Annotated in this window: 13 protein-coding genes; 8 read left to right on the top strand and 5 right to left on the bottom strand. The window is 45.1% G+C overall.

All coding sequences use genetic code 11. The annotated features are described in order from the left end of the window. Positions 1-690 precede the first annotated feature (690 nt). On the top strand, positions 691-1533 hold the full coding sequence (locus RA086_RS00865) for a helix-turn-helix domain-containing protein (protein WP_308702043.1): 843 nt from the start codon (positions 691-693) through the stop codon (positions 1531-1533). 90 nt (positions 1534-1623) lie between these two features. Continuing rightward, positions 1624-1755, top strand: a complete 132-nt coding sequence (locus RA086_RS00860; RefSeq protein ID WP_263390610.1) for a hypothetical protein — start codon at positions 1624-1626, stop codon at positions 1753-1755. Between the two features lie 88 nt (positions 1756-1843). Here the strand turns inward: RA086_RS00860 and RA086_RS00855 are convergent, their stop codons facing one another. Further along, the gene (locus RA086_RS00855) at positions 1844-5215 is read right to left on the bottom strand and encodes a SpaA isopeptide-forming pilin-related protein (protein ID WP_308702042.1); all 3372 of its coding nucleotides are present in this window, start codon (positions 5213-5215) and stop codon (positions 1844-1846) included. Between the two features lie 295 nt (positions 5216-5510). On the opposite strand from RA086_RS00855, the gene RA086_RS00850 reads away from it, so the two are divergent. From RA086_RS00850 to RA086_RS00840, 3 genes are all read left to right on the top strand, one after another. Further along, on the top strand, positions 5511-6692 hold the full coding sequence (locus RA086_RS00850; RefSeq protein WP_308702041.1) for an MFS transporter: 1182 nt from the start codon (positions 5511-5513) through the stop codon (positions 6690-6692). Between the two features lie 98 nt (positions 6693-6790). Then, positions 6791-7012, top strand: a complete 222-nt coding sequence (locus RA086_RS00845; RefSeq protein WP_308702040.1) for a hypothetical protein — start codon at positions 6791-6793, stop codon at positions 7010-7012. Between the two features lie 1015 nt (positions 7013-8027). Then, positions 8028-8933 (top strand): LysR family transcriptional regulator, encoded by a 906-nt coding sequence (locus RA086_RS00840; protein ID WP_308702039.1) that lies wholly within the window; start codon positions 8028-8030, stop codon positions 8931-8933. Positions 8934-9007: 74 nt separating this feature from the next. Here the strand turns inward: RA086_RS00840 and RA086_RS00835 are convergent, their stop codons facing one another. Beyond that, complete coding sequence (locus RA086_RS00835; protein WP_308702038.1) at positions 9008-10684, bottom strand: glycoside hydrolase family 13 protein; 1677 nt, start codon at positions 10682-10684, stop codon at positions 9008-9010. 1262 nt (positions 10685-11946) lie between these two features. Here RA086_RS00835 and nhaC point away from each other — a divergent pair. Together nhaC and RA086_RS00825 are read left to right on the top strand one after the other, a co-directional pair. Next, positions 11947-13344, top strand: a complete 1398-nt coding sequence (nhaC, locus tag RA086_RS00830) for a Na+/H+ antiporter NhaC (RefSeq protein WP_308702037.1) — start codon at positions 11947-11949, stop codon at positions 13342-13344. A gap of 130 nt (positions 13345-13474) precedes the next feature. Next, positions 13475-14389 (top strand): NADP-dependent oxidoreductase, encoded by a 915-nt coding sequence (locus RA086_RS00825; RefSeq protein ID WP_308702036.1) that lies wholly within the window; start codon positions 13475-13477, stop codon positions 14387-14389. A 515-nt stretch (positions 14390-14904) separates the two neighbouring features. Here RA086_RS00825 and RA086_RS00820 read toward each other — a convergent pair. From RA086_RS00820 to RA086_RS00810, 3 genes are all read right to left on the bottom strand, one after another. Further along, entirely contained in the window at positions 14905-16581 is a 1677-nt protein-coding gene (locus tag RA086_RS00820; protein WP_308702035.1) for a glycoside hydrolase family 13 protein, read from the bottom strand. Between the two features lie 71 nt (positions 16582-16652). Next, entirely contained in the window at positions 16653-17633 is a 981-nt protein-coding gene (locus RA086_RS00815; protein WP_308702034.1) for a LacI family DNA-binding transcriptional regulator, read from the bottom strand. A 21-nt stretch (positions 17634-17654) separates the two neighbouring features. After that, positions 17655-19103 (bottom strand): sucrose-6-phosphate hydrolase, encoded by a 1449-nt coding sequence (locus RA086_RS00810; protein WP_308702033.1) that lies wholly within the window; start codon positions 19101-19103, stop codon positions 17655-17657. 257 nt (positions 19104-19360) lie between these two features. On the opposite strand from RA086_RS00810, the gene RA086_RS00805 reads away from it, so the two are divergent. Next, positions 19361-21319, top strand: a complete 1959-nt coding sequence (locus RA086_RS00805; RefSeq protein WP_308702032.1) for a sucrose-specific PTS transporter subunit IIBC — start codon at positions 19361-19363, stop codon at positions 21317-21319. Positions 21320-21574 lie beyond the last annotated feature (255 nt).

Here is a 21574-nt window from a genome sequence, read left to right as displayed (position 1 = left end):
TAACTTGCCGCTCCGGTTGGTCTGGACTGATGCTGGAACGTGGTGGCCACGTTTGTGAGCCAAAGGTCGGTCTCACAAGCCGGGCTTTCTCTAAGCTGGAAATTCACCAGCAAAGAGAAATTTCACCACTGAGCATCATCCAGCCCGCCCTGCGCTAATCTGTGATTCTTAATAACAATTGATTTTTCGTTAAACAGGGATTTATCAATGTTCTTTTGTTAAATTCCTGTTTAACTTCGGAGTGGACTAGCTCGTTTGCCGTGTCGAAACACTTAGCTGGGCGGCTTTCCCAGGTTAGTGTTTGGCCGACTTTTAAGACGCGGGTTTCGGCTTAAAAGCGCCCTGTAGACCGGTCTTTGGCTGCAGGTCTGCCCCACAGCGAACGTGCTGGTCCACGGAGACGGACAATTAATAACTCACTTCGGCTATGGTCAGCTTTCCTGACAGTTAGCTGATTTCAAAAAAAAGATTGATAACGGCTCGCACTTTTCTGAGTCGTTATCAATCTTTTTTAGCCAACATTTAAAATAGCTCGATTATGACCACTAACCAAAGTACCCAATTTGTAAATAAAAATTTTGGTGGCGATACCAATGCCGGTAGATAAGCCTTGCTATCCAGAACTTAACTTGTCGTGCGGGGCTAAGTCTGCTAAAGTTAATGCGATAACCTTTAAGGGGGGTCAGTCACTTGAACATTGAACTATTCATCGCCCGCCGGAAGGCTTTAGGCTTATCGCAAAAAGCATTATCAGCGGGAATTTGTACCCAGGCAACGCTAAGCAAATTCGAAAACAACGGGAAAGCCCCTGCCATTCGGATTGTTGCGCAACTTTGCCAACGATTACATCTCCAGTTAGAGGATGTTTTTCCAACGGAGCGTGTCGCCGATGCCGCCGTTTTAACAGAAATGACAAAGATTGAATTCGACCTGATCACTAGTGAGTACGCGGATGCTGAAAAGCGGTTAACTAAGATTGCTAACGAACCACGTCATGATCAAGAAACAAAGTTACAATACTGCTTCTTAAAGGGGTACGTTGCCGCATTGAACCAACACCCAATCAGCGACGTCTTATTTAACTTTGACCAAATTATTACTGAACTTGATGAGCAACATGCCACGATTTATACCCAACTGGCTTATTGTGGCACCGGGATTGCCTATCAAAACAACCACGAACCAGATAAAGCACAATATTATTTTGAAAAGGTTCGCCACGCCTTACCAAATCTATCTTTGGAAACGACCGCAAGTGTTTGGCGCGTCATCAACTTGGCTTACTACACTGGCAATTTCTACGCTAGTATTAATGAAAATGCTGCCAGCAACAAGCTTCTCGCCTACGCAATTAAGATTTGCGCTCAATTCCATGTCACTTTTTACGTGGCCAAAATTAAGTTTTTGCAGGCACAATTAAGCATTGAACCCGCCAAAACGACCGAGTTGTTAAATGACGCGACCGCCTTTGCACGAATCAACAATAATCGCCAATTAATTAAGAAAATTTCAAGTTTCTCAAAATCTCGTTAAGCCCTTGCTTATTAATTGCTTCTCGCCAAAATATCGCCTAAACTAAAAGTAAGAAATAGAATTGATTTGGACGGTAAGGAGGTCCTGCACATGTTACTAGCAGGTTTATTAGCAGCGGCTGGGCTAGCCGCAGTTGCTGGCGTGGTCGCCGGCAATCGTGTGCCAGCAGCGCAGCCAGTCAGAGTACGACACGACGAACGCTCAGGCCAAAATCGTCGCTAAAATTAAGTGACTTAAAAAAACAGTTCGTTAGGATTAATCTTCATAATCCCGACGAACTGTTTTAATTTAGTGCTAAATTTCAAAAAAGTTAAACTCGAACACGTCGTTCTATAAACCAGCCGACTAATACAAACATTAGCCAACCAATCATGGTGACCCAAACCGACTTATTTTCACCGGTCTGAGGTGAGGTTGACGTTGATTTCGATGTTTCACGTGTAACAATTTTGGCTGTCATCGCTGCTTTCACAGGAGTTGTAGCCATATTAGCTAACTCGCCAGTAGTCGAAGTTGTCGAGCGAGCTGGGTTAGTTACCATCACAGATCCCGTTTCTGAAGGCTGAATTTTATCTGCCGCAGTCGTCTCAGTTGGTGCTTTGGGACTCGCTGGTTGAGTTGAGTCTTCAGGTTCAGTTGGTTGCGTTGGTTCAACAGGTTGTTCTGGCTCAGTCGGTGTTTCTGGTTCGGTCGGCTTGCCAGGTTCAACTGGTTTCACGGGTTCAGTTGGCTGTTCCGGCACAACTGGCGTGACACCAGTTGGCAACTTGGCATCCGTCACCGTGATCGCAACTAATAGCTTAGTGGTCGTCAGCGTCACTGTGCTTGCTTGCGTTGCCACTAAATAACCACTTGGTGCTTTCTGTTCAACTAACGTATAAGTGCCAAGTGCTAAATCTGTAAATGTTAATCGACCAGCCGCATCCGTTGTCCCCGTTGCCACAAGTTTGCCAGCTGACGTCATTAAATCAAATGTCGCCCCGGCTAATGGTACAGTCGTCTCATGATCGACTTTTGTCAGGGTTAGACTGCCAGTTGGCTGAACGATTGGTGTCGCCGTATCCGCTATTGTCACGGTCATTTGATACTGGTTATCACGATTGATCGTGACCGTTTGACTTGCTGAATTCAGGTCGTAGCCAGTCGGTGCCGTCACTTCATGTAACGTGTAGGTGCCCACGGCTAGATCACTAAAACGTAATTGACCGTTGGCACCAGTTACACCCGTTCTGACGACCTGACCTTGAGCGTTACGCAACTCAAATTTGGCCTGGGACAATTTAGCTTGCGTTGCACCATCAATTTTGATTACCGTTACACTGCCAGTTGGTTCTAAGGCATCCGCAACCGTCACTGTTGTTTGATAGTTGGTTTCGTTCGTTAAAGTGACCGTCTGTGGCGTGGTATCGACAACATAACCGGTTGGCGCAAGCGTTTCCCGCAACGTGTACGTGCCTTGGGTTAAGCCAGTGACTACCGCTTGACCAGTTTTATCGGTAACAACGGTTGCCACGACATTTCCCGCAGCATTAGTCAGTGTAAAGGTCGCACCAGCCAAGCGTTTCTGACCAGTCGTATCCGTCTTGATCAGGGTTAACGTACCAGTTTGATACGTATTCGTTAACGTCGCCGTTTGATCAGTCGTGGTTTGCGTGCTTGTATAGCCTGTTAACGGCGTTTCAACGACCGTATACTGAAGTAATTGGCCATTAGCATCCGTCGCTGCCAAGTTGTCAAATGAGCCCTGATACCCGTTAGCCGCGGTTAGCGTTAAGGTTTGAGCCGTTGGTGTGCCATTCAAGATCAGTCGAACGGTAACAGCCGGTGTCGTCACCTGTTTAGGCACATTTTGCCAAACTTTTTTAACCACTACCGTCGTCTTGGCAATCGCCGTATCCGTGACAGCTTTTGAAACAACACCACTAACGGCTGTTTCGGCACCAACCAAAATTGAATAGGCCGTTTGATCAACCAGATAACCAGTAGGCGCCGCTGTTTCAACCAAAACGTAGGTTCCAGCTGCTAAGTTAGTCATGACGATCTGCCCAGCCTGATTAGTGACTAAGCCTGATTGCAAGACCGTCCCAGTGGTCGTTTGTAACCGATAAGTGGCCCCAACTACCGCAGCGCCAGTCTGCTGATCCGTTTTATTGATCACCAAACTGTAGGTCTGCCATTCCGCAGAACCACTACCACCATAACTATAAGATGGTCGTGAATTGACCGTTTGCGACTTGTCAGGCGTGTTACCACCGTCGCCGTCGCCACTGCCAGGATCGGTCGTACCACCATCACCAGGATCAGTCGTTGTCGCGGGCGTGTACGTTGCACTGATGCTATTCGTGTAAGTTTGTCCAGCTTCAAGCGCGACTGAATAATATAAATTGATGGCGGTCGTGATATTGCCCAACTTAATGGTCATCTGATTCCCATCGACAGTAACTATCACCGCCGTCGCTGACACATCAGTGGCTGGCGTAAAGTGGTCCGTCTCAAAATCATAAGATCCCAACTTAGCCGTTGCAGAAAAGCTACCATCGACATATTGACCTTTTTCAAATGTGATGGCACTGTTGTGGGTTTGGTACTGCCCTAATTGATCGACCAGCGTGACGTCGTTCCAGGCTTCACTGCCAAGGTTAACGACCGCCTGCCACTCCATATCGGTTTGAGTCCCATTTTGGACCGGCCAACCAACCTTATTGATTTTAGCAGAACTATCACCAATGGTCGTATCCGTCCCGGTGACATTGAAGCTCAAACTGCCTTGCCGTTCAGAAACCTCATGTACGGCAAAATAATCATTAAAGGTTAACGTCCCCGTTTGTGACCCAGCCGCTGCTGAGAAAGTCCCAATCGACTGCCCCTCACTATTCATCATGTTGATATCGGTGGTCCCCGTCGTAAATAACACATTGTTGGGTAACGTCAAAGTCGCCGTTTCGCCGGCCTTGATTGTGACACCATTATCAATGGACCAGTGGTATTTAGCGAGATAAGTCGCATATAAACTCAAGGCATCGCTAGCACTGTAAATTTTGCCATCGCTATCCGTCACCGTGGCATCAGCCGCTGTCAATCCATTAACAGCCTGTTTTGCTTGTGCCGCCAAGGTGGCTAAGGTCGTATAACTTAATCGTGCTAGGCTGGCTTGCGATTGAAGTGGCTGAGCTGACGAATCCTTTTGACTAGTTGTCACTGCCGAGTATTGCTGTGAATTTGATTGTTGATTATGATTCTGAGCACTAGTTGCTTTGGCTTTAGCCTGAACTTGATTCGCGTCACTTTGACCACTAGCATCAACTGAACTGCCTTTAGCCACATCAACTGACTCCGTCGTATCGGAGCTGGTTGATGGTGCTTTTGTGGCGGTCATTGACGTCGTTACCGTTGCTGAATGACTTGTCGCTTGACTAGTTGACGTCGTTGTACTGGCAGAACTCGTTTGTGGTTCAGAATAAGAACTCGTTGCAGTCTTGCTAGCGGGTAACACCACCGTTTTATCAGGAGTCGTCGAATGACTGCTTGTCATCGTGGCCTCACTCGTCGACGTAGCGCTAGTTGTCGCGGTGTCATCCGCTTTAGCAGTGATCGTCGACGTGACTAACAACGTTAGCAACGTCGCGGCCCCAGCAATAAAAGTCTGGATTCGGTGTTGCGTCTGCTTTTTATTTAAAATCATCGTTTTTTCCCTCCCCTCTTTTTTAATTCAGTAGCTAACATTATGTCAATGTTAGCTGACCTTACAATTATAATCCCATTTGGCTGAGTATAACAACAATCATAATGCGATATTATCAATTGCATTAACCATTTTTATTGATTGGTTGATTTGTCACCAGGTTTGGCTGGCAAATTCAGACGATTGCACACGATAAACACTAGCATTCAGGCTTTCTTAAAAAACGTGGTCTATGGTAATTAATCTCATAGTATAATTAAAACAATCACTAAATTTGATTGGAGGTTACAAAACCGTGAATAAATATCGCTGGCAAGCCAGTGCTTTAGTTTTAGTTTCATTTATGCTGGGCTGTAACGAATTTATGGTCGTGGGCGTCATCTCCGACATTGCCCAATCGCTAAAGGTCACCGTCGCTAGTGCGGGCTACTTAGTAACCATTTTTGCTATCGTTTATGCCATCAGTACCCCCATCATTACGCTTTTCGCCAATCGGTTTGATCGTTATCAAACTTTGATGGTCCTGATGGGCCTCTTTTTGATTGGGAATACCGTCAGTGGCTTCGCAACGACCTATACTTGGTTCTTAATCTCCCGACTATTAACGGCGGCAGTCGCTGGTACGATTGAATCCTTGATCACCCTATTTGCCAATGACCTGGCACCCCGCCACAAACGAGCCATTTTGATTTCTTGGATTGCGGCCGGCTTTAGTATCGCTTCAGTCATTGGTTTACCAATTGGGACGGCCGTCAGCACAGCAACCAGTTGGCATGTCGCCTTTCATCTTATTTCAGGGCTAAGCCTGTTGACCTGCATTGCCTTAGCTTTTATCTTGCCGCGACATCTCCCAAAGGCTCCTAGTAGCAATCTCAAGGGTCAGCTCGTCTTATTGACCGATCGTCGTGTCGGCCTCGGTGCACTGTTGATTCTCTTTTCCGCCGCAGCGCTGTATGCGTACTATACCTATATTCGCCCATTGCTAACGACTGGCCTAGGCTTTAGCACGACTGCCTTAAATTGGCTCCTACTAGCTCTCGGTATCATGAGTATCTTAGGCAATCGCCTCTCAGGAACGATTGCGCAACGCCATGGCTTGACCACCCTGCCACGCTTTTATCTGGTAGACATTGTGCTACTATTACTTCTACCATTGGCAATGACGACTAAACTGACTGGTATGCTCGTATTCTTGATTTTGGCGCTGATCATTTCCGTCGTAAATTCACCCATTCAGATTCACTTTCTGGACGTGGCAGAAGCCGACTATCCGCAAGCTATTTTATTAGCCTCGTCGCTCAATGCGATTTTCTTTAATATCGGTATTTCCCTCGGTTCGGCGACCGCTGCTGGTGTGTTGGCTCACGGTGGCTTAATGCGGTTAGGCGATGGTGCCGCACTTTTCGCCGGCTTAGCTTTACTGACCGTCTTAGTTTTAAATCACGTAATGCGTCAAAATTCCCAGCAAAGGCCTTAAAAATTGTCATTAGTCAAAGGAATTGACTTGCAAACGTTCTCACATTTATAATCTTTCCAATTGGTAAGTTTGTTCGCATAACTGAGAGGAAAATTGATTTGGATCAAAAATTGATACTGGTGAACGGTCGACTATTCTTTGCTTTAATTAGTGTGATTGGTGCTGCCGTCATTACCGTGCGCGATGACCCCGCCACACTTTACCCCACGTTACGATACTATCTCACTGGCATGGTACTTCTTGGCATCGGCCTAGATATTTTCGGTCGGATAAAATTACGTCATTTAGCCACCGACGATTCCGATGACGATGATGCTTAAAGTCACTTTAAGTGTGAGTATGCCACTCACACTTTTTTATTACTCGAATAACTATAATAAATATTTATGTTTAGTTAACAAACATTAATCCGGATTGCATTTTACGGGCTTTTATCATTTATCAGTATTATAATAATTTATGTCAATCTAAATTGTCGTTATTATTGTTTTTAGTGTAAATTAACGTTTGCTTGTAACGAAGTCCTTAAAAGCGCAAACCGTAGCACCCCTTTAACTAATAAGTGGTCATTATGCCCATCAGAACGAACCTTAATAACTAAGCTTCAGTCTTATATGGACCGTTTAAAATGACTATTAGACTCATTTATAGCTTCAAGGGGTCAACCTTTGTTTGCGCAATCCGTACCAAAATACGATAAGATGGGTGTATCCCATTGTTAATAGGCGTGTCGTCATACCCATTCAATTATCACTTGATATATGACAGGCCTTTAACCGATAAATATAATTTATACTGTTTTTATCAGTTAATCATTATTTTCAGTTATCACGAATGAGCCTTAGCCGAAGCCAATAAGATTTCGTTATCAATACACCCCTTTAAGCTTTATTAAAATCATCAAGTCTCAATCATCATTATTTAATAATTATTCTAAAAAGATTTGATAAAGCAACATAAATAAATATTATTTTGATATTTCGTGGGCATATGATTAGACACCCCCTTAACTGATAAGCTAGGATAAGGGGAAGATTTACCTAAAGTTGATGATATCAAGGTTCAGATAAATTCAATTTAAATGAACATTAGTAAAGCTTATCCGTTTAAGGCGTTAACTACTTTGTTAATTTTCTTCATTATTAGTCCACCCGACTTAATTAATTTTTCCGTGGTATGATTAGTTGGTAGCTTAATTGTTAAGTGCTTAGAATTGCGGAGCACCTTAACTAATAAATAAATTGATAAACGCCCAACCAAAACCAAATTTTATTTAATCGACTGTCGTTAAGTTCCGACTTAACATTAATTATTTTTATGGAGGCTGCATTTTTCATGAATATTAAGGATTTGTATTACTTCCAGCGTCTAATCAGTACTCAAAGTTACACACAAACCGCTGCTGATTTCCATGTCAGTCAGCCCACCATTTCACAAGCTATTAAACGATTGGAACGTCACTTTCAAACGACGCTCTTTTTCCGACAAGCTAAAACTAAGGCCTTAGTGCTGACGCCTAGTGGTCAGCAACTTTTGTTAGCGGCCAATGATATTATTTCCAACTGGCAACATGTCAACGAATCAATTGGCCATTTACGCCAACATACGTTGCGACTTGGCATTGAACCTGCCGTGGGGGAACACTATCTGCCCGCTCTGACCAAGCCAATCATTGAACAAGATCTCTTGAGCAGCGTGCACACCGTTGAAATGGGTGCTAATCAGCTGGTCAAACAAGTGCTTGGTGGTCAACTTGATTTAGCGGTCAGTGGTAATTTGGATCAAACGTTGGATGAACGTTTAGCGGTCACCCCGTTGCGGCCATTCCATTTCAAAATTTTGGCAAATCCAGAACATCCTTTGGCTAAAATGGCCCATCCAACGTTCAAAGAAGCGCTTAAATCGCCTTTTGTCATTTTGAATGCCACTTACTTAAACAAACTGGTTTTCCATCAGTTGGCCGAACAATTGTCAATTGAGCCGCAAGTCTTATTTGAATCTGACAACAGCACCTTAATCAGCGGACTCGTTCGTGAAAATCTTGCGCTAGGCTTTATTTCAGATATCGCAACGCCTCCCGCTGACGATCTCGTCGAAATTCCTATTGAAGACGTCCAAGTGCCTAGTGTGCATATCAATTTGATTCGTCGGGCTCACCAATTTCCAATCGGGTTATTTAAGCAAATTATGGATATTGTGGAACAAACTTTTAAGGCTGAAGACGCCGTTACCAAAGAGTAATCAAAACAGACTTCACAATCACAACACTTAAAGTGTCGGTGACTGTCAAGCCTGCTTTTTTTGACTAAAATGGCCTAAAATTCATAGACTTTCGCTTCATAAGGTCGTAACTGATCGCCACGATCATCAGCATAGTTACTAATCACTAACTTAGCCTGCGCCGGTAGTTGTGCAAAATGACGCGTTTGGGCCATCGCCGTAAAGTTGCAGACGACCAGTAACGTTTGTTGGTCATCTTGACGTAAATAGGCATAAACTTCAGCGTCGTCCGGCGCCAGCAACTGATAGTTACCAGTAGTGATCACCGGCAGCGTGTGCCGCAACTTGATCAACTGTTGATAGTAACTAAAGACTGAATCTGGCTGTGCCAAAGTACGTTCGGCATTAATTTCTGGATAGTTTTGATTAACTTTCAACCAAGGCGTCCCAGTTGAGAATCCCGCATTCAAATTAGCGTTCCATTGCATAGGGGTCCGCGCATTATCTCGCGAAATGTGGGCTAAATAAGCTAACATTGTCGGTGCCGAGACTCGTTTTTCATCATCCACAAAGTGATGATAGGCGTTCAAGGATTCCAGATCTTCATAGTCAGCTAGCTTTTTAAAATGCGCGTTGGTCATTCCCAATTCTTCACCTTCGTACACATATGGGGTGCCTTGAAGAAAATGCAGCAGCGTCGCTAACATTTTCGCTGACCGTTCCCGATATTGCGGCGCATCATTACCAAAGCGTGACACGATGCGCGGCTGGTCATGATTATTCCAATATAAACTGTTCCAAGCGGTACCATGAAGGCCATTCTGCCATTTCGTCAAACTAGCCTTTAAATCAACCAACTTAACGGGCTGATCATTCCACTTGCCTAATTCAGGTGCCGGATTACCATCAAGACCCATATGTTCAAATTCAAAGACCATGTTTAACTCATGGGTCGTCAACCCGGCTGATTGGGCCGCGTCTTTGATTGTAGCAGCTGGCGATTCGCCCACGGTGATCAAATCATGACCGGCTAAAACGTTTGCATTCATTTCTTGCAAAAATTCGCTCAACCGCGGCCCGTTAGCAATAATTGGGCCGATGTCAGCGTATGGTTCACCAGGATTAGGTTGTCCATCTGCAAAACTAGCCGGTTTAGAAATCAGATTAATCACATCTAATCGGAATCCATCCACGCCCTTATTGACCCAAAAGTTCATCATGTCATAGACGGCTTGCCGCAAATTAGGATTCTCCCAATTTAGATCTGCTTGCTCAACCGCAAAGGAATGCAGATAATACTGCTGGCGACTTTCAACGTATTCCCAAACGGACCCGCCGAAAAAGCCACCCCAGTTATTAGGTGCATGCCCATCAACAGGATCACGCCAAATATAATAATCCGAATAGGGATTATCTTTACTCTTGGCACTTTCCTTGAACCACTTATTTTCAGTTGACGAATGGTTAACAACAATATCCATCATGATCTTTAAACCACGCTGATGGGCCGCGGCTAGCAGTTGATCAAAATCCGCCATTGTTCCAAATTCCGGATTGATATCGTAATAATCACTAATGTCATAACCATTATCAACCCCCGGTGACCGATAAACCGGATTGAGCCAAATCACATCCGCGCCCAACTTTTTAATATAATCGAGCCGACTGGTTATCCCCGGTAGATCACCGATACCATCACCATTTGAATCTTGAAACGACCGTGGATAAACTTGATAGACGACGGCTTTTTGCCACCATTGATTAGTTGCCAAGAAAATCACTCCTCTTTATGTGTCTATGTTAACGGTTCCAACGGTTTCATTTTACCATTGAACCGGCTTCATTATTGACGGAACTATTTCTAATTTTGAAAAATATTCCAGTTTAGTAAAGTGGCATTGATAGCGATTAATTGCCGCTTCGGTTGGTCTGGACTGATGCTGGAACGTGGTGGCCACGTTTGTGAGCCAAAGGTCGGTCTCACAAGCCGGGCTTTTCCTAAGCTGGAAGTTCACCAGCCAAGGAAAAGGTCACCACTGAGCATCATCCAGCCCCGCCTACGCTAATTAGTGGTCCTAATATCAATTTATCAATGTTCTTTTGATTAAATCGTTACTCAGCGGTGAAGTGGACCAATTCGTTTACCGTGTCGAGTCATTTAGCGGGATGAGCTACCCAGATTGGTGACTGGCCGATTTTTGGCTACAGGTTTGCTTCACAACGCGCTGGTCATATGGAGACAGACCATTAATGACTTATTTTTAATATGACCTAGCCATTTAAAAGTAAAATTGAAGATGAATGACTGATAAACAGTTATTCAAAACTCTTGACAAAGGCAGGAGATCCCCCTCATATTAAAACGCTAAATACCATACTAGTAATCCAACTAAAGTTGACTCTCTTTTACCTTGTTCTTAATGCAAAACTCGCTGTCTTTAAACAGCATGGTCTCGATAGGATCGAGCAAAATTAAGCTATTTAGAAATAATTTTTGTACTAAAGTTGATTGGAAATTAGCGCACATTTAACGAGGGCGGGCTGGATGATGCTCAGTGGTGAAATTTGACTTAGCCGAGTGGGGTTTGCTCGGGTTAGTCAAAGCCCGGCTTGTGAGACCGCTTTGTGGCTCACAAACGTGGCCACCACGTTCCAGCATCGATCCAGACCAACCGAAGTGGCAACCAACAACTAACTTTCATCACACTAAACTTCCTTGACGCCCTCAAAAGTTCATGCTATCATCACACTTAACTTCATAATGAACGATAAAGCTACTTCAAGTAGGATAAACACTGTGTGTCAGGAAGTCGGTGGTTGCTGCGAACCGATCAGGTGTTTCATCATGAAATACGGTAGACCAGGTCCGGGGTGCGCCCGGCGGATAGTAACTAGTGCCGTTATCAACTAGTGAGTGGAAAGGACAATGGTCTTTTCAAGCTGGGTGGTACCACGGTCTAATCAATCGTCCCTGTTGCAATTATTGCAGCGGGGACGATTTTTTTATCGAAAAATTTTAGAGGAGTGTTCATTAATGAAAAATACAGATAATTGGCGGCCGGTTCGTTTGCCGGAAGCCTTAACGGTTCTATTAATCATGCTAGCCGTCATGGGACTTGGCGTCATCAAATTTGGGTTGTCACCACAAACCCCCGTTATTGTCGTCATTGCATTAGTCATTTTGTGGGCCCGTGTTCGCGGGGCTGCTTGGGATGATATTCATGGTGGCATCATCGAGGGGATCAAAACCGGGATCATTCCCATTTTTATTTTCTTACTCATTGGCGCCTTGATCAGTGTTTGGATTGCCGCCGGAATTATTCCATCCATGATGGTCTTCGGCTTTCACTTAATTTCCGCACAATGGTTCGTCCCATCCGTCTTCCTAGTTTGTGCCATCATCGGGACTTCTATCGGTAGTGCCTTTACAATTATTTCTACGATTGGGATTGCCCTGTTTGGGATTGGAACGACCATGGGTATCAATCCGGCTTTGATTGCGGGAGCAATTATCTCTGGCGCCATTTTTGGCGACAAGACATCTCCCCTTTCAGATTCAACCAATTTAGCCGCTGCGATTGCGGAAAGTGACCTCTTTGATCACATCCGTAACTTGATGTGGTCAACGATTCCCGCTTTCGTGGTTTCCTTGATTTTATACACCGTTTTGGGCGCTGGTGCTGCAACTGAAACACATTTAGACAAAATCAACACCACTTTAGCTGTCCTAAATCAAAACTTCACGATTAGTTGGTGGGCCGCGTTACCATTAGTCTTAATGCTCGTTTGTGCCGTGCGCAAGATTCCAGCCATCGCCACATTACTGATGAACATCACTTTAGCGATCATCATGATCTTTATTCAAAATCCTAAGACACCGCTCGTTAAGATCGCCAACATGATTGAAACTGGCTTTGTCTCTAAAACAGGCAATGCTGGCGTCGACCAATTACTTTCCCGTGGTGGAATCAGTGCCATGATGGGAACAGTCTCCTTAATCTTATTGACCCTAGCTCTAGGGGGCTTATTGATGCGTTTCAACTTGATTCAAACGGCAATGGTGCCATTGGCTAAGCGCCTACAAAACGCTGGTATGACTGTCACCGCAACCATTCTAGCCGGTATTGGCGTCAATGTTTTCGTTGGTGAACAATACTTATCCGTGATTCTTCCCGGTAAAGCTTTCAAGAAGACTTTTAACGACCAAGGGCTTGCTAACTTGGCCCTCAGTCGCGTCCTGGAAGATGGCGGCACAGTCATCAACTACTTGATTCCTTGGGGAGTGGCCGGCGCGTTTGCGGCTAGTACACTAGGCGTCTCGACCTTGGCTTACTTGCCATTCTGTTTCTTCAGCTTGCTGTCCCCACTTTTCTCAATCATTAGTGGCTTTACCGGTTGGGGTCTCAAACGTCAAAAGGTCGCTAAAGCTTAAAAGCAAGCAAATGCCCTTACTAAGTTAATCAGTAAACACAAATCCGATTCCGATGGTCGCCACTTGTGATTATGCCCCCTTCCCCCCTACAATTAATCAAAAGGACTTTATATCAAGGAGGGGGCACACGATGCTTGCATATGGTTATCGAAAATTTGGGGGACCCGCTGTATTTGAAACCCTTGACCAACCGGATTTAAAACCAGCGGCCAGCCAAGTAGTTTTAACAACTTTAGCGGTTAATTTGAACGATGAGGATCGTATTGAACGTTTAGGCATCAATGCGACCACACCTTTACCGATGATTCCCGGTCACGATGTTGTGGGCCGCGTGAGTCAAATTGGAGCGGCAGTCACCGATTTACCGGTGGGCACCATTGTTGCCGCTCACACAGAACACACCTACGCTGAACAAGTTTGCGTCGACGCTGACAGTACCGTGGCAGTGCCGGATAATTTAACGCCCACCCAAGCGGTCAGTTTGATTACGCCGGGGATTACGGCTTATAAGGCAGTTCGTTACTTCGCGGATATTCAGCCTGATCAAACAGTGATTGTTAAAGGTGCGGGGGGCGGCGTTGGCGAATTGGTTGTTCAATTAGCCAAACGTTTAGGCGCCAAAGTTATCGCCGTGGCGCGTCAAAGTCATGCGGATGAATTAATGGCTTTAGGAATCAGTCAGTTTGTCGCCTACGATCATCAAGATCCGGCCCATGTCTTAGCGGACAGCGGTGACGTGGTCATCAACGTGTCATTAAACGGGGTGGATGGGAAAGCTGACCTAGCTATGGCAAAATTTGACGCGACGATTGCGTCAGTTGCGAAACATTTGCCTGCCACTAGCAAGTCGATTCGATTCCGGTCAATTCATGCGACTAACGCGATTTCAGATCAAGCGGCCTTACAGATGTTGTTCAAACTACTCAGTACCGAACAATTACAGACGCATGTTGGCTACGAATTACCATTTAACTTGGCCGGCTTCATTCACGGTCACCAGTTACTTGATCAGCCACACGATGGTCGAATCGTCGTCAAAAAATAAAAAATCGAGCCTGGGATAAAAATCCCAAGCTCTTTTTGTTATTCCTAGTAGTTATCAGGCTTAACTTGCCAATTCGGTTGGTCAATTGTCCGTTTCCGTGGACCAGCACGTTCGCCGTGGAGGCAGACCTGCAGCCAAAGAACGGTCTGCAGGGCGCTTTCAAACCGAAAATCACGTCTTAAAAGTCGGCCAGACACTAACATGGGTAAAATCGCCCAGCTAAGAGTCTCGACACGGCGAACGAACTTGTCCACTCCAACTTTAGATAGTAATTATCTTTTAGGCAATAGTAAAACCAGAGCCTTAAAAATTAGCATCACTAATTAGCGCAGGGCGGGCTGGATGATGCTCAGTGGTGAAATTTCTCTTTGCTGGTGAACTTTCCAGCTTAGAGAAAGCCCGGCTTGTGAGACCGCCCTTTGGCTCACAAACGTGGCCACCACGTTCCAGCATCAGTCCAGACCAACCGGAGCGACAAGCTAAGCGGAAGCCTTATAGCCAATTTCAAGTTGTTTTTATAAAGCATAAACTCGTGCTTCATAAGGACGCAATTTGTCGCCAGTATCCGTTGGGTAATTACCAATAATCAAACGCGATTGCGCTGTCTTGAGCGATTCCAACTGGCGCTTTATTGTGGTCGCCGTAAAATTACAAATGATCAGCCAAGTTTGATCTTGCCAATGACGTTCATACATAAACACGGCTTCGTCAGCGGGAGCCAACAATTTGAAATCACCTAACGTCACTAACGGCTGCTGATGCCGTAATGCAATCAACTTTTGATAGTAATACCATACCGACTGGTGATCCGCTAAAGCCGCGGCAACATTAATCGTCTTGTAATTATCATTCACACGTAACCAAGGCTGAACCGCACTAAAACCGGCATGCGTAGTGGCGTCCCACTGCATCGGTGTCCGCGAATTATCACGGGAATTGGCTTCAATTCTGGCCATCATATCCGTAGCGGTGAGTTGATGTTGTGAAGTCACCAACTCATCATAAGCATTCAGCGTCTCAATATCGCGATAATCGGCCAATTGCTTAAAATGTGCGTTGGTCATGCCAATTTCCTCACCTTGATAAATATACGGCGTGCCTTGTAACAGATGCAGACAAGTAGCCAACATTTTAGCCGAACGGTCACGGTATTGTGGGCTGTCGTTGCCAAATCGCGAAACCGCACGAGGCGTGTCGTGATTATTCCAAAATAAACTATTCCAAGCTTCACCATGCAGGCCCGTTTGCCACTCATTGATGACTTGTTTCAGGGCTACCAGCGGTGTTTTGCGGGTACTCCATTTGCCAAAACCATGTTGGCTATTATCCAAACGTAAATGCTGAAATTCAAAAATCATGTCTAATTCGTGACGGTCACGCCCAGCATACTTCAAGCCATCAGCTGGCGTCACCCCGTGCGTTTCACCGACCGTCATAATATCGGCACGGCTTAAAACTTGCTGATGCATTTCACGTAAAAATTCATGAACACGCGGCCCATTAGTGACTTGTGAATCACCAAATTGACTATGCGGCTTCAGCGGCCCATCCGGCAAACCAGGACGCTTCGAGATTTGATTAATCACATCCATCCGAAACCCATCGATACCCTTTTCAAGCCACCAATTCATCATGTCATAGATACTTTGGCGTAGCTTTGGATTTTCCCAATTCAAATCTGGTTGTTTCGTTGAAAAAGTATGCAAATAATAATCTTGCGTTTGTGCATCATATTGCCAGGCGGACCCACCAAAGGCCGAATCCCAATTGTTGGGCGCTTTATCACCTTGACCAGCGCGCCAAAAGTAAAAATTGCGGTACGGATTATCACGACTCGCACGACTCTGTTTAAACCAAGCATGCTCATCAGAAGTATGGTTAACGACCAAGTCCATAATCAGTTTTAATCCCCGTTGATGCGCGGCGGCCAACAATTTGTCAAAGTCGGCCATGGTGCCAAAGTCACTCGCAATTCGTTGATAATCACTGATATCATACCCGTTATCATCATTTGGCGATTGATAAACTGGATTAAGCCAGATAACATCAATCCCCAAAGCTTTTAAATAATCCAAATGCGCGATGATTCCGGGCAAATCACCAATGCCATCTTCATTCGTATCCTGAAAACTCCGCGGATAAACTTGATAGACAACAGCTTGTTGCCACCATTTGATTTCTGTCTCGGTCACACGATCTGCCTCCTTGTTTCACTATTTTCATTAATAGATTCTTTTAGTACTGATCTGTCGCAACCGTTAGTTTAAGCCGTTGTGCCTTTGATTAGCTTAACCGGCAAAGTGTATTTCGGTTCTAGCTTACAATTGGCATCCGCAATCCGCTGTAACAGCAACGATACGAGTAACGTACTAATATCGGCTAGTGGTTGCGCAATGGTTGTGAGGTTAGGATGGTAATTTCGAATCAAGGCGGTGCCATCATACCCAACAAGGCGTAATGTCGCTGGCACCGCTAGTTTCAGCTGTTGGGCCACGTTCGCTGTGAGCAACGCGGTCAGATCATCACTGCAAAAGACCCCATTATAAGCATGATTTTCTAAAATTGTCCGAATCTCCATCGTTTTTAAGGCTGGCGACAGTTCAAACGGCAATTCATGGACGTGCGGCGTTAAGCCGTGTTGCTTCAAATACGCTTCATAACCCTCTCGACGGCCATTTGTCGGTGAACCCGCATGACTTTTACCTGTGAAAATCGCAATTTTGTCGGCGCCAGCCTGTTGTAGCGTTTGAGCCGCTAACCAGCCACCATTAAAGTTGTCTGAACTGACAATCGGCACATTGTCCGATAAGTAACGGTCAAACGAAATAATGGGTAAGCCGTACTGTTTATATTCTTCAATACCCAGATTATGAGCTCCAGCAATGATGCCATCCACTTGATTTGCCATCAACATTTGCAAATAATCGCGTTCTTTTTGCGGATCATCCGCACTATTACATAAAATCACTTTATAATTTTTCGCAAAGAGTAACTTTTCAATGCGAGAAACCAGCTCCGCAAAAAACGGATTGCTGATATCTGAAAAAATCAAGCCAACAAGTTGTGTATTCTTTCCTTGCAACGAACGAGCCATATTATTTGGTTGATAATGTAACTCACGCATCGCCGCAAAAACTTTTTGCTTGGTTTTTTCACTCAGATAGCCGTGGTCATTAATGACTCGCGAGACTGTCGTTACTGAGACGCCGGCAAGTTGCGCCACGTCGTTTAATTTTGGTTTCATTCAAACCGCTCCAATAACACCTTATTTATCCCAATTCCAGACCGTCCCACTGATCGCCCCAACTTGCCCAGTTAAACGTAACTGGGTCGGGGCATCATCCAAGAAGAATCGACCGGTCATGGTGGTATACCCATTATCAATATAGCATTCAAAGACCGAGACATCTATGATGAGCCGAATTTTCAGTGCGGCGTGCGGCCGAACTTGAGCGGTCCGGGTCTGACCATATTTTTCGGCAAACGGATGACCGGTCTGTTGGCGATCAATCGTCACCGTTCCCGCTTGAGCGTCCAATTTAACGGCCAGATAGTGTTGCGCATCAGCCGTCGCAACTTTTAGCGTCACTTGTTCATCCGCAGCCAATGTAAATTCTGTTTCAAAAGCACCGGTCAAGCCGCTAACCGTCGCTTGTAGCGGTTGTGAAGCGCCACGTAACTGTGTCGTTTCAGCAACGGGATTCTGATATAAATGATTATCTTTTAAAGTCAATTCCTTCACTAAACTCAAACAGTGGGCCCAATTTTCAGCATCCGTCGGGTAAGCAATTTCTGGCAACCCAATCCAGCTGATCGCGAGTGCCCGACCATCTGGCGCATTAACTGCTTGGGTCGCATAGACATCAAAACCAGCATCTAATTGATTTGGCAGCCCAGCAGCAGTGAATTGAGCTTGCGGCAAATCGAATTTTTCCCCAACCCAATAAACATCTGGATAAATATTTTGATAAGCCAACGTGGTCTGTGGTAAGCCTTGTGGACAGAAGATCAACACGGGTTGACCATCGATCTGAACTAGATTTGGACATTCAACCATATAACCACGTAACTCGGCAGGTAAATTAAGTTCACCCTGAAAATCCCACTGCGCCAAATCTGAACTATGGTAAAGCAGGATTGCCCCCACTTCAGCGGTCGTCTGCGCACCAATCAACGCGTAGTATTGGCCGTCTCGCTCAAAAAGATGTGGATCACGAAATGAGGTCGTATACCCCGCCGGCGCTGCAGCAATCACTGGTGGGGTAACTTTTTTGACCTGATTAGCTTGGTCCATCCAAGCCGCTATCTGATAGGAATGTCGCTGCCATTCAGCGTCGCGCACATTACCGGTATACATGATGAACAACTGATCACCAACAGGCAACGCCGTCCCCGTGTATGCACCATGTGAATCGTATTTGGAATCAGGTTGGATCGCCAAACCCTCATCATGCCAATGAATCAAGTCCGTTGAAGTGGCATGTTGCCAAGCTTTCAGGCCATGCACGGGGCCATATGGAAAAACTTGATAGAACAAATGCCACTGATGATTAAAATAGGTAAACCCGTTCGGATCATTCAAAAGACCGGAAGCTGGTTGAATATGATGTTGTAGCCGCCATTTTGACCGTTTAGCTTGCGCTTTTAAAACTGGTAAGACGTTCTTAGGCCAAGCTTTATAAGGGGTATATCTCGTTTCACGATTCCAGATCATTAGTTAAAACTCCTTTACACGACGAATTTAAGTTAGCTCCATTATAAAACCGCTTTCATCGATATGTCAAACGTTTATCATTTTTATATTAAATTCTTGATGTTTTATGACAAAGTGTCGGTGGTATCGTCTTTTTTGAGCCAAAATGTTTTTGTGGTAAACGCTTGACATAAATTTAAAACTTGTTATGATTGGATTTGTAAAGCGCTTGCAAAACGAAAATTTAAATTAGTCAAAATCAAAAGGAGTGGTCTTAAATGAACCATCAAGAAGTTGCGAACCGCGTCTTAGCCGCAATTGGTAAAAACAACCTTCAAGCAGCTGCCCATTGTGCAACTCGATTACGGTTAGTTATCAAGGATGAGTCAAAAATCGATCAAAAAGCATTAGACAATGATCCCGATGTTAAAGGGACTTTTGAAACAAACGGTCAATATCAAATCATCATTGGCCCTGGGGATGTTGATCATGTCTACGATGCCCTCATCACTGCAACCGGTTTGAAAGAAGCCACTCCCGACGATATTAAAGCGGTCGCCAGCGCCGGTCAAAAACGCAATCCATTAATGGACTTTCTTAAAGTGCTATCAGATATTTTTATTCCTATTATTCCAGCGTTAGTCGCTGGTGGGCTATTAATGGCTTTGAACAACGTTTTGACTGCTGAACATCTTTTCATGGCAAAATCCATCGTTGAAGTTTATCCCGGTTTAAAAGGGATCGCCGAAATGATCAACGCCATGGCAAGTGCGCCATTCACCTTCTTACCAATTTTGCTGGGATTTTCAGCTACCAAGCGATTCGGTGGTAATCCTTATCTAGGTGCGGCCATGGGGATGATCATGGTCTTACCATCCTTAGTTAATGGTTACAGTGTTGCCGCAACCATGGCTGCCGGTAAAATGCCTTATTGGAACGTCTTTGGCTTACACATCTCTCAAGCCGGTTACCAAGGTCAAGTTTTACCAGTCTTAGCAGTTGCTTTCATCTTGGCAACCTTAGAAAAGTTTTTCCACAAACACATCAAAGGGGCCTTCGACTTTACGTTTACCCCCATGTTTGCCATTGTGATCACCGGTTTCTTAACCTTCACGATTGTCGGCCCCGTCTTACGGACCGTTAGTGACTGGTTAACAAACGGCTTAGTTGGTCTTTACAACACTACTGGTTGGATCGGCATGGGGATCTTCGGACTCCTCTATTCAGCCATCGTCATTACCGGTCTACATCAAACGTTCCCGGCAATTGAAACGCAGCTCTTAGCCAACGTTGCCAAAACTGGTGGGTCATTTATCTTCCCAGTAGCTTCCATGGCCAACATTGCACAAGGTGCCGCAACTTTAGCCATCTTCTTTGCCACTAAGAGTCAAAAACAAAAGGCATTGACTTCTTCTGCCGGCCTGTCAGCCTTACTTGGAATTACTGAACCCGCAATCTTCGGGGTCAATTTGAAAATGAAATACCCCTTTGTCTTCGGTGCGATTGCTTCTGGGATTGCCTGTGTCTTCTTAGGGCTATTCCACGTCTTATCCGTTGCCATGGGACCTGCTTCCGTCATTGGGTTCATCTCAATTGCTTCCAAATCAATTCCAGCGTTCATGTTAAGTGCTGTTATTGCCTTTATCATCGCTTTTATTCCAACCTTTGTTTATGCCAAACGAACTTTAGGCGACGATTCTGATAAAGCTGAAACAACTGATGCTTCGGTCACACCAGCCGCTAGTTTGGTTAGTGATGAAGTATTGGTTGCCCCTGTTAGTGGGACTGCTGAAAGTTTACGCGATGTTAACGACCAAGTCTTCTCTGCAGAAATCATGGGTAAAGGCGCGGCCTTCATCCCAACAGATGATCAAGTTTTAGCGCCGGCCGATGGGACTATCACCGTCACTTATGACAGCATGCACGCCTATGGCATCAAAACAACTGATGGTGCCGAAGTATTGATTCATTTGGGTCTCGATACTGTCAACTTAAATGGCGAACATTTCACGACCAAGGTTAAGAAAGGCGATACCGTCCACAAGGGTGACTTATTAGGGACTTTCGATGTTAAAGCTTTGAAGGCGGCTAACTACGATCCAACGGTTATGTTAGTGATTACGAATACCGCTGACTATGCCAATGTTGAACGTTTGACGGCCAAACAAGTCACAGCTGGTGATCAAGTAGTCGCTTTGACCGAGCCTGCTCAAACTGGCGTCGCCGCAGCAATTTAATTATTTAAAATAGGTTCTTAATTGTCCGTCTCCGTGGACCAGCACGTTCGCTGTGAGGCAGACCTGCAGCCAAAAAGCGGTCTGCAGGGCGCTTTCAAGCCGGAAGTCCACGTCTTAAAAGTCGGCCAGACACTAACCTGGGAATATCACCCAGCTAAGTGTCTCGACACGGCGAACGAACTGGTCCACTACGACGTCAAATAGTGATTGTAATTTAGACAATAGTAAAGTCAGAACCCGACAAAAAGCCAATTA

The organism is Lactiplantibacillus brownii (assembly GCF_031085375.1).
GTDB lineage: Bacteria > Bacillota > Bacilli > Lactobacillales > Lactobacillaceae > Lactiplantibacillus > Lactiplantibacillus brownii.
Note: the sequence above shows the minus strand (reverse complement) of the source record. Positions and strands in the feature narration are given on the sequence as shown.

Bases quoted from the DNA above. Each gene is read 5' to 3' on its own strand.
- RA086_RS00860 (WP_263390610.1), top strand. From the start codon at position 1,624: ATGTTACTAGCAGGTTTATTAGCAGCGGCTGGGCTAGCCGCAGTTGCT.
- RA086_RS00855 (WP_308702042.1), bottom strand. From the start codon at position 5,215: ATGATTTTAAATAAAAAGCAGACGCAACACCGAATCCAGACTTTTATT.
- RA086_RS00840 (WP_308702039.1), top strand. From the start codon at position 8,028: ATGAATATTAAGGATTTGTATTACTTCCAGCGTCTAATCAGTACTCAA.
- nhaC (WP_308702037.1), top strand. From the start codon at position 11,947: ATGAAAAATACAGATAATTGGCGGCCGGTTCGTTTGCCGGAAGCCTTA.
- RA086_RS00825 (WP_308702036.1), top strand. From the start codon at position 13,475: ATGCTTGCATATGGTTATCGAAAATTTGGGGGACCCGCTGTATTTGAA.
- RA086_RS00815 (WP_308702034.1), bottom strand. From the start codon at position 17,633: ATGAAACCAAAATTAAACGACGTGGCGCAACTTGCCGGCGTCTCAGTA.
- RA086_RS00810 (WP_308702033.1), bottom strand. From the start codon at position 19,103: ATGATCTGGAATCGTGAAACGAGATATACCCCTTATAAAGCTTGGCCT.
- RA086_RS00805 (WP_308702032.1), top strand. From the start codon at position 19,361: ATGAACCATCAAGAAGTTGCGAACCGCGTCTTAGCCGCAATTGGTAAA.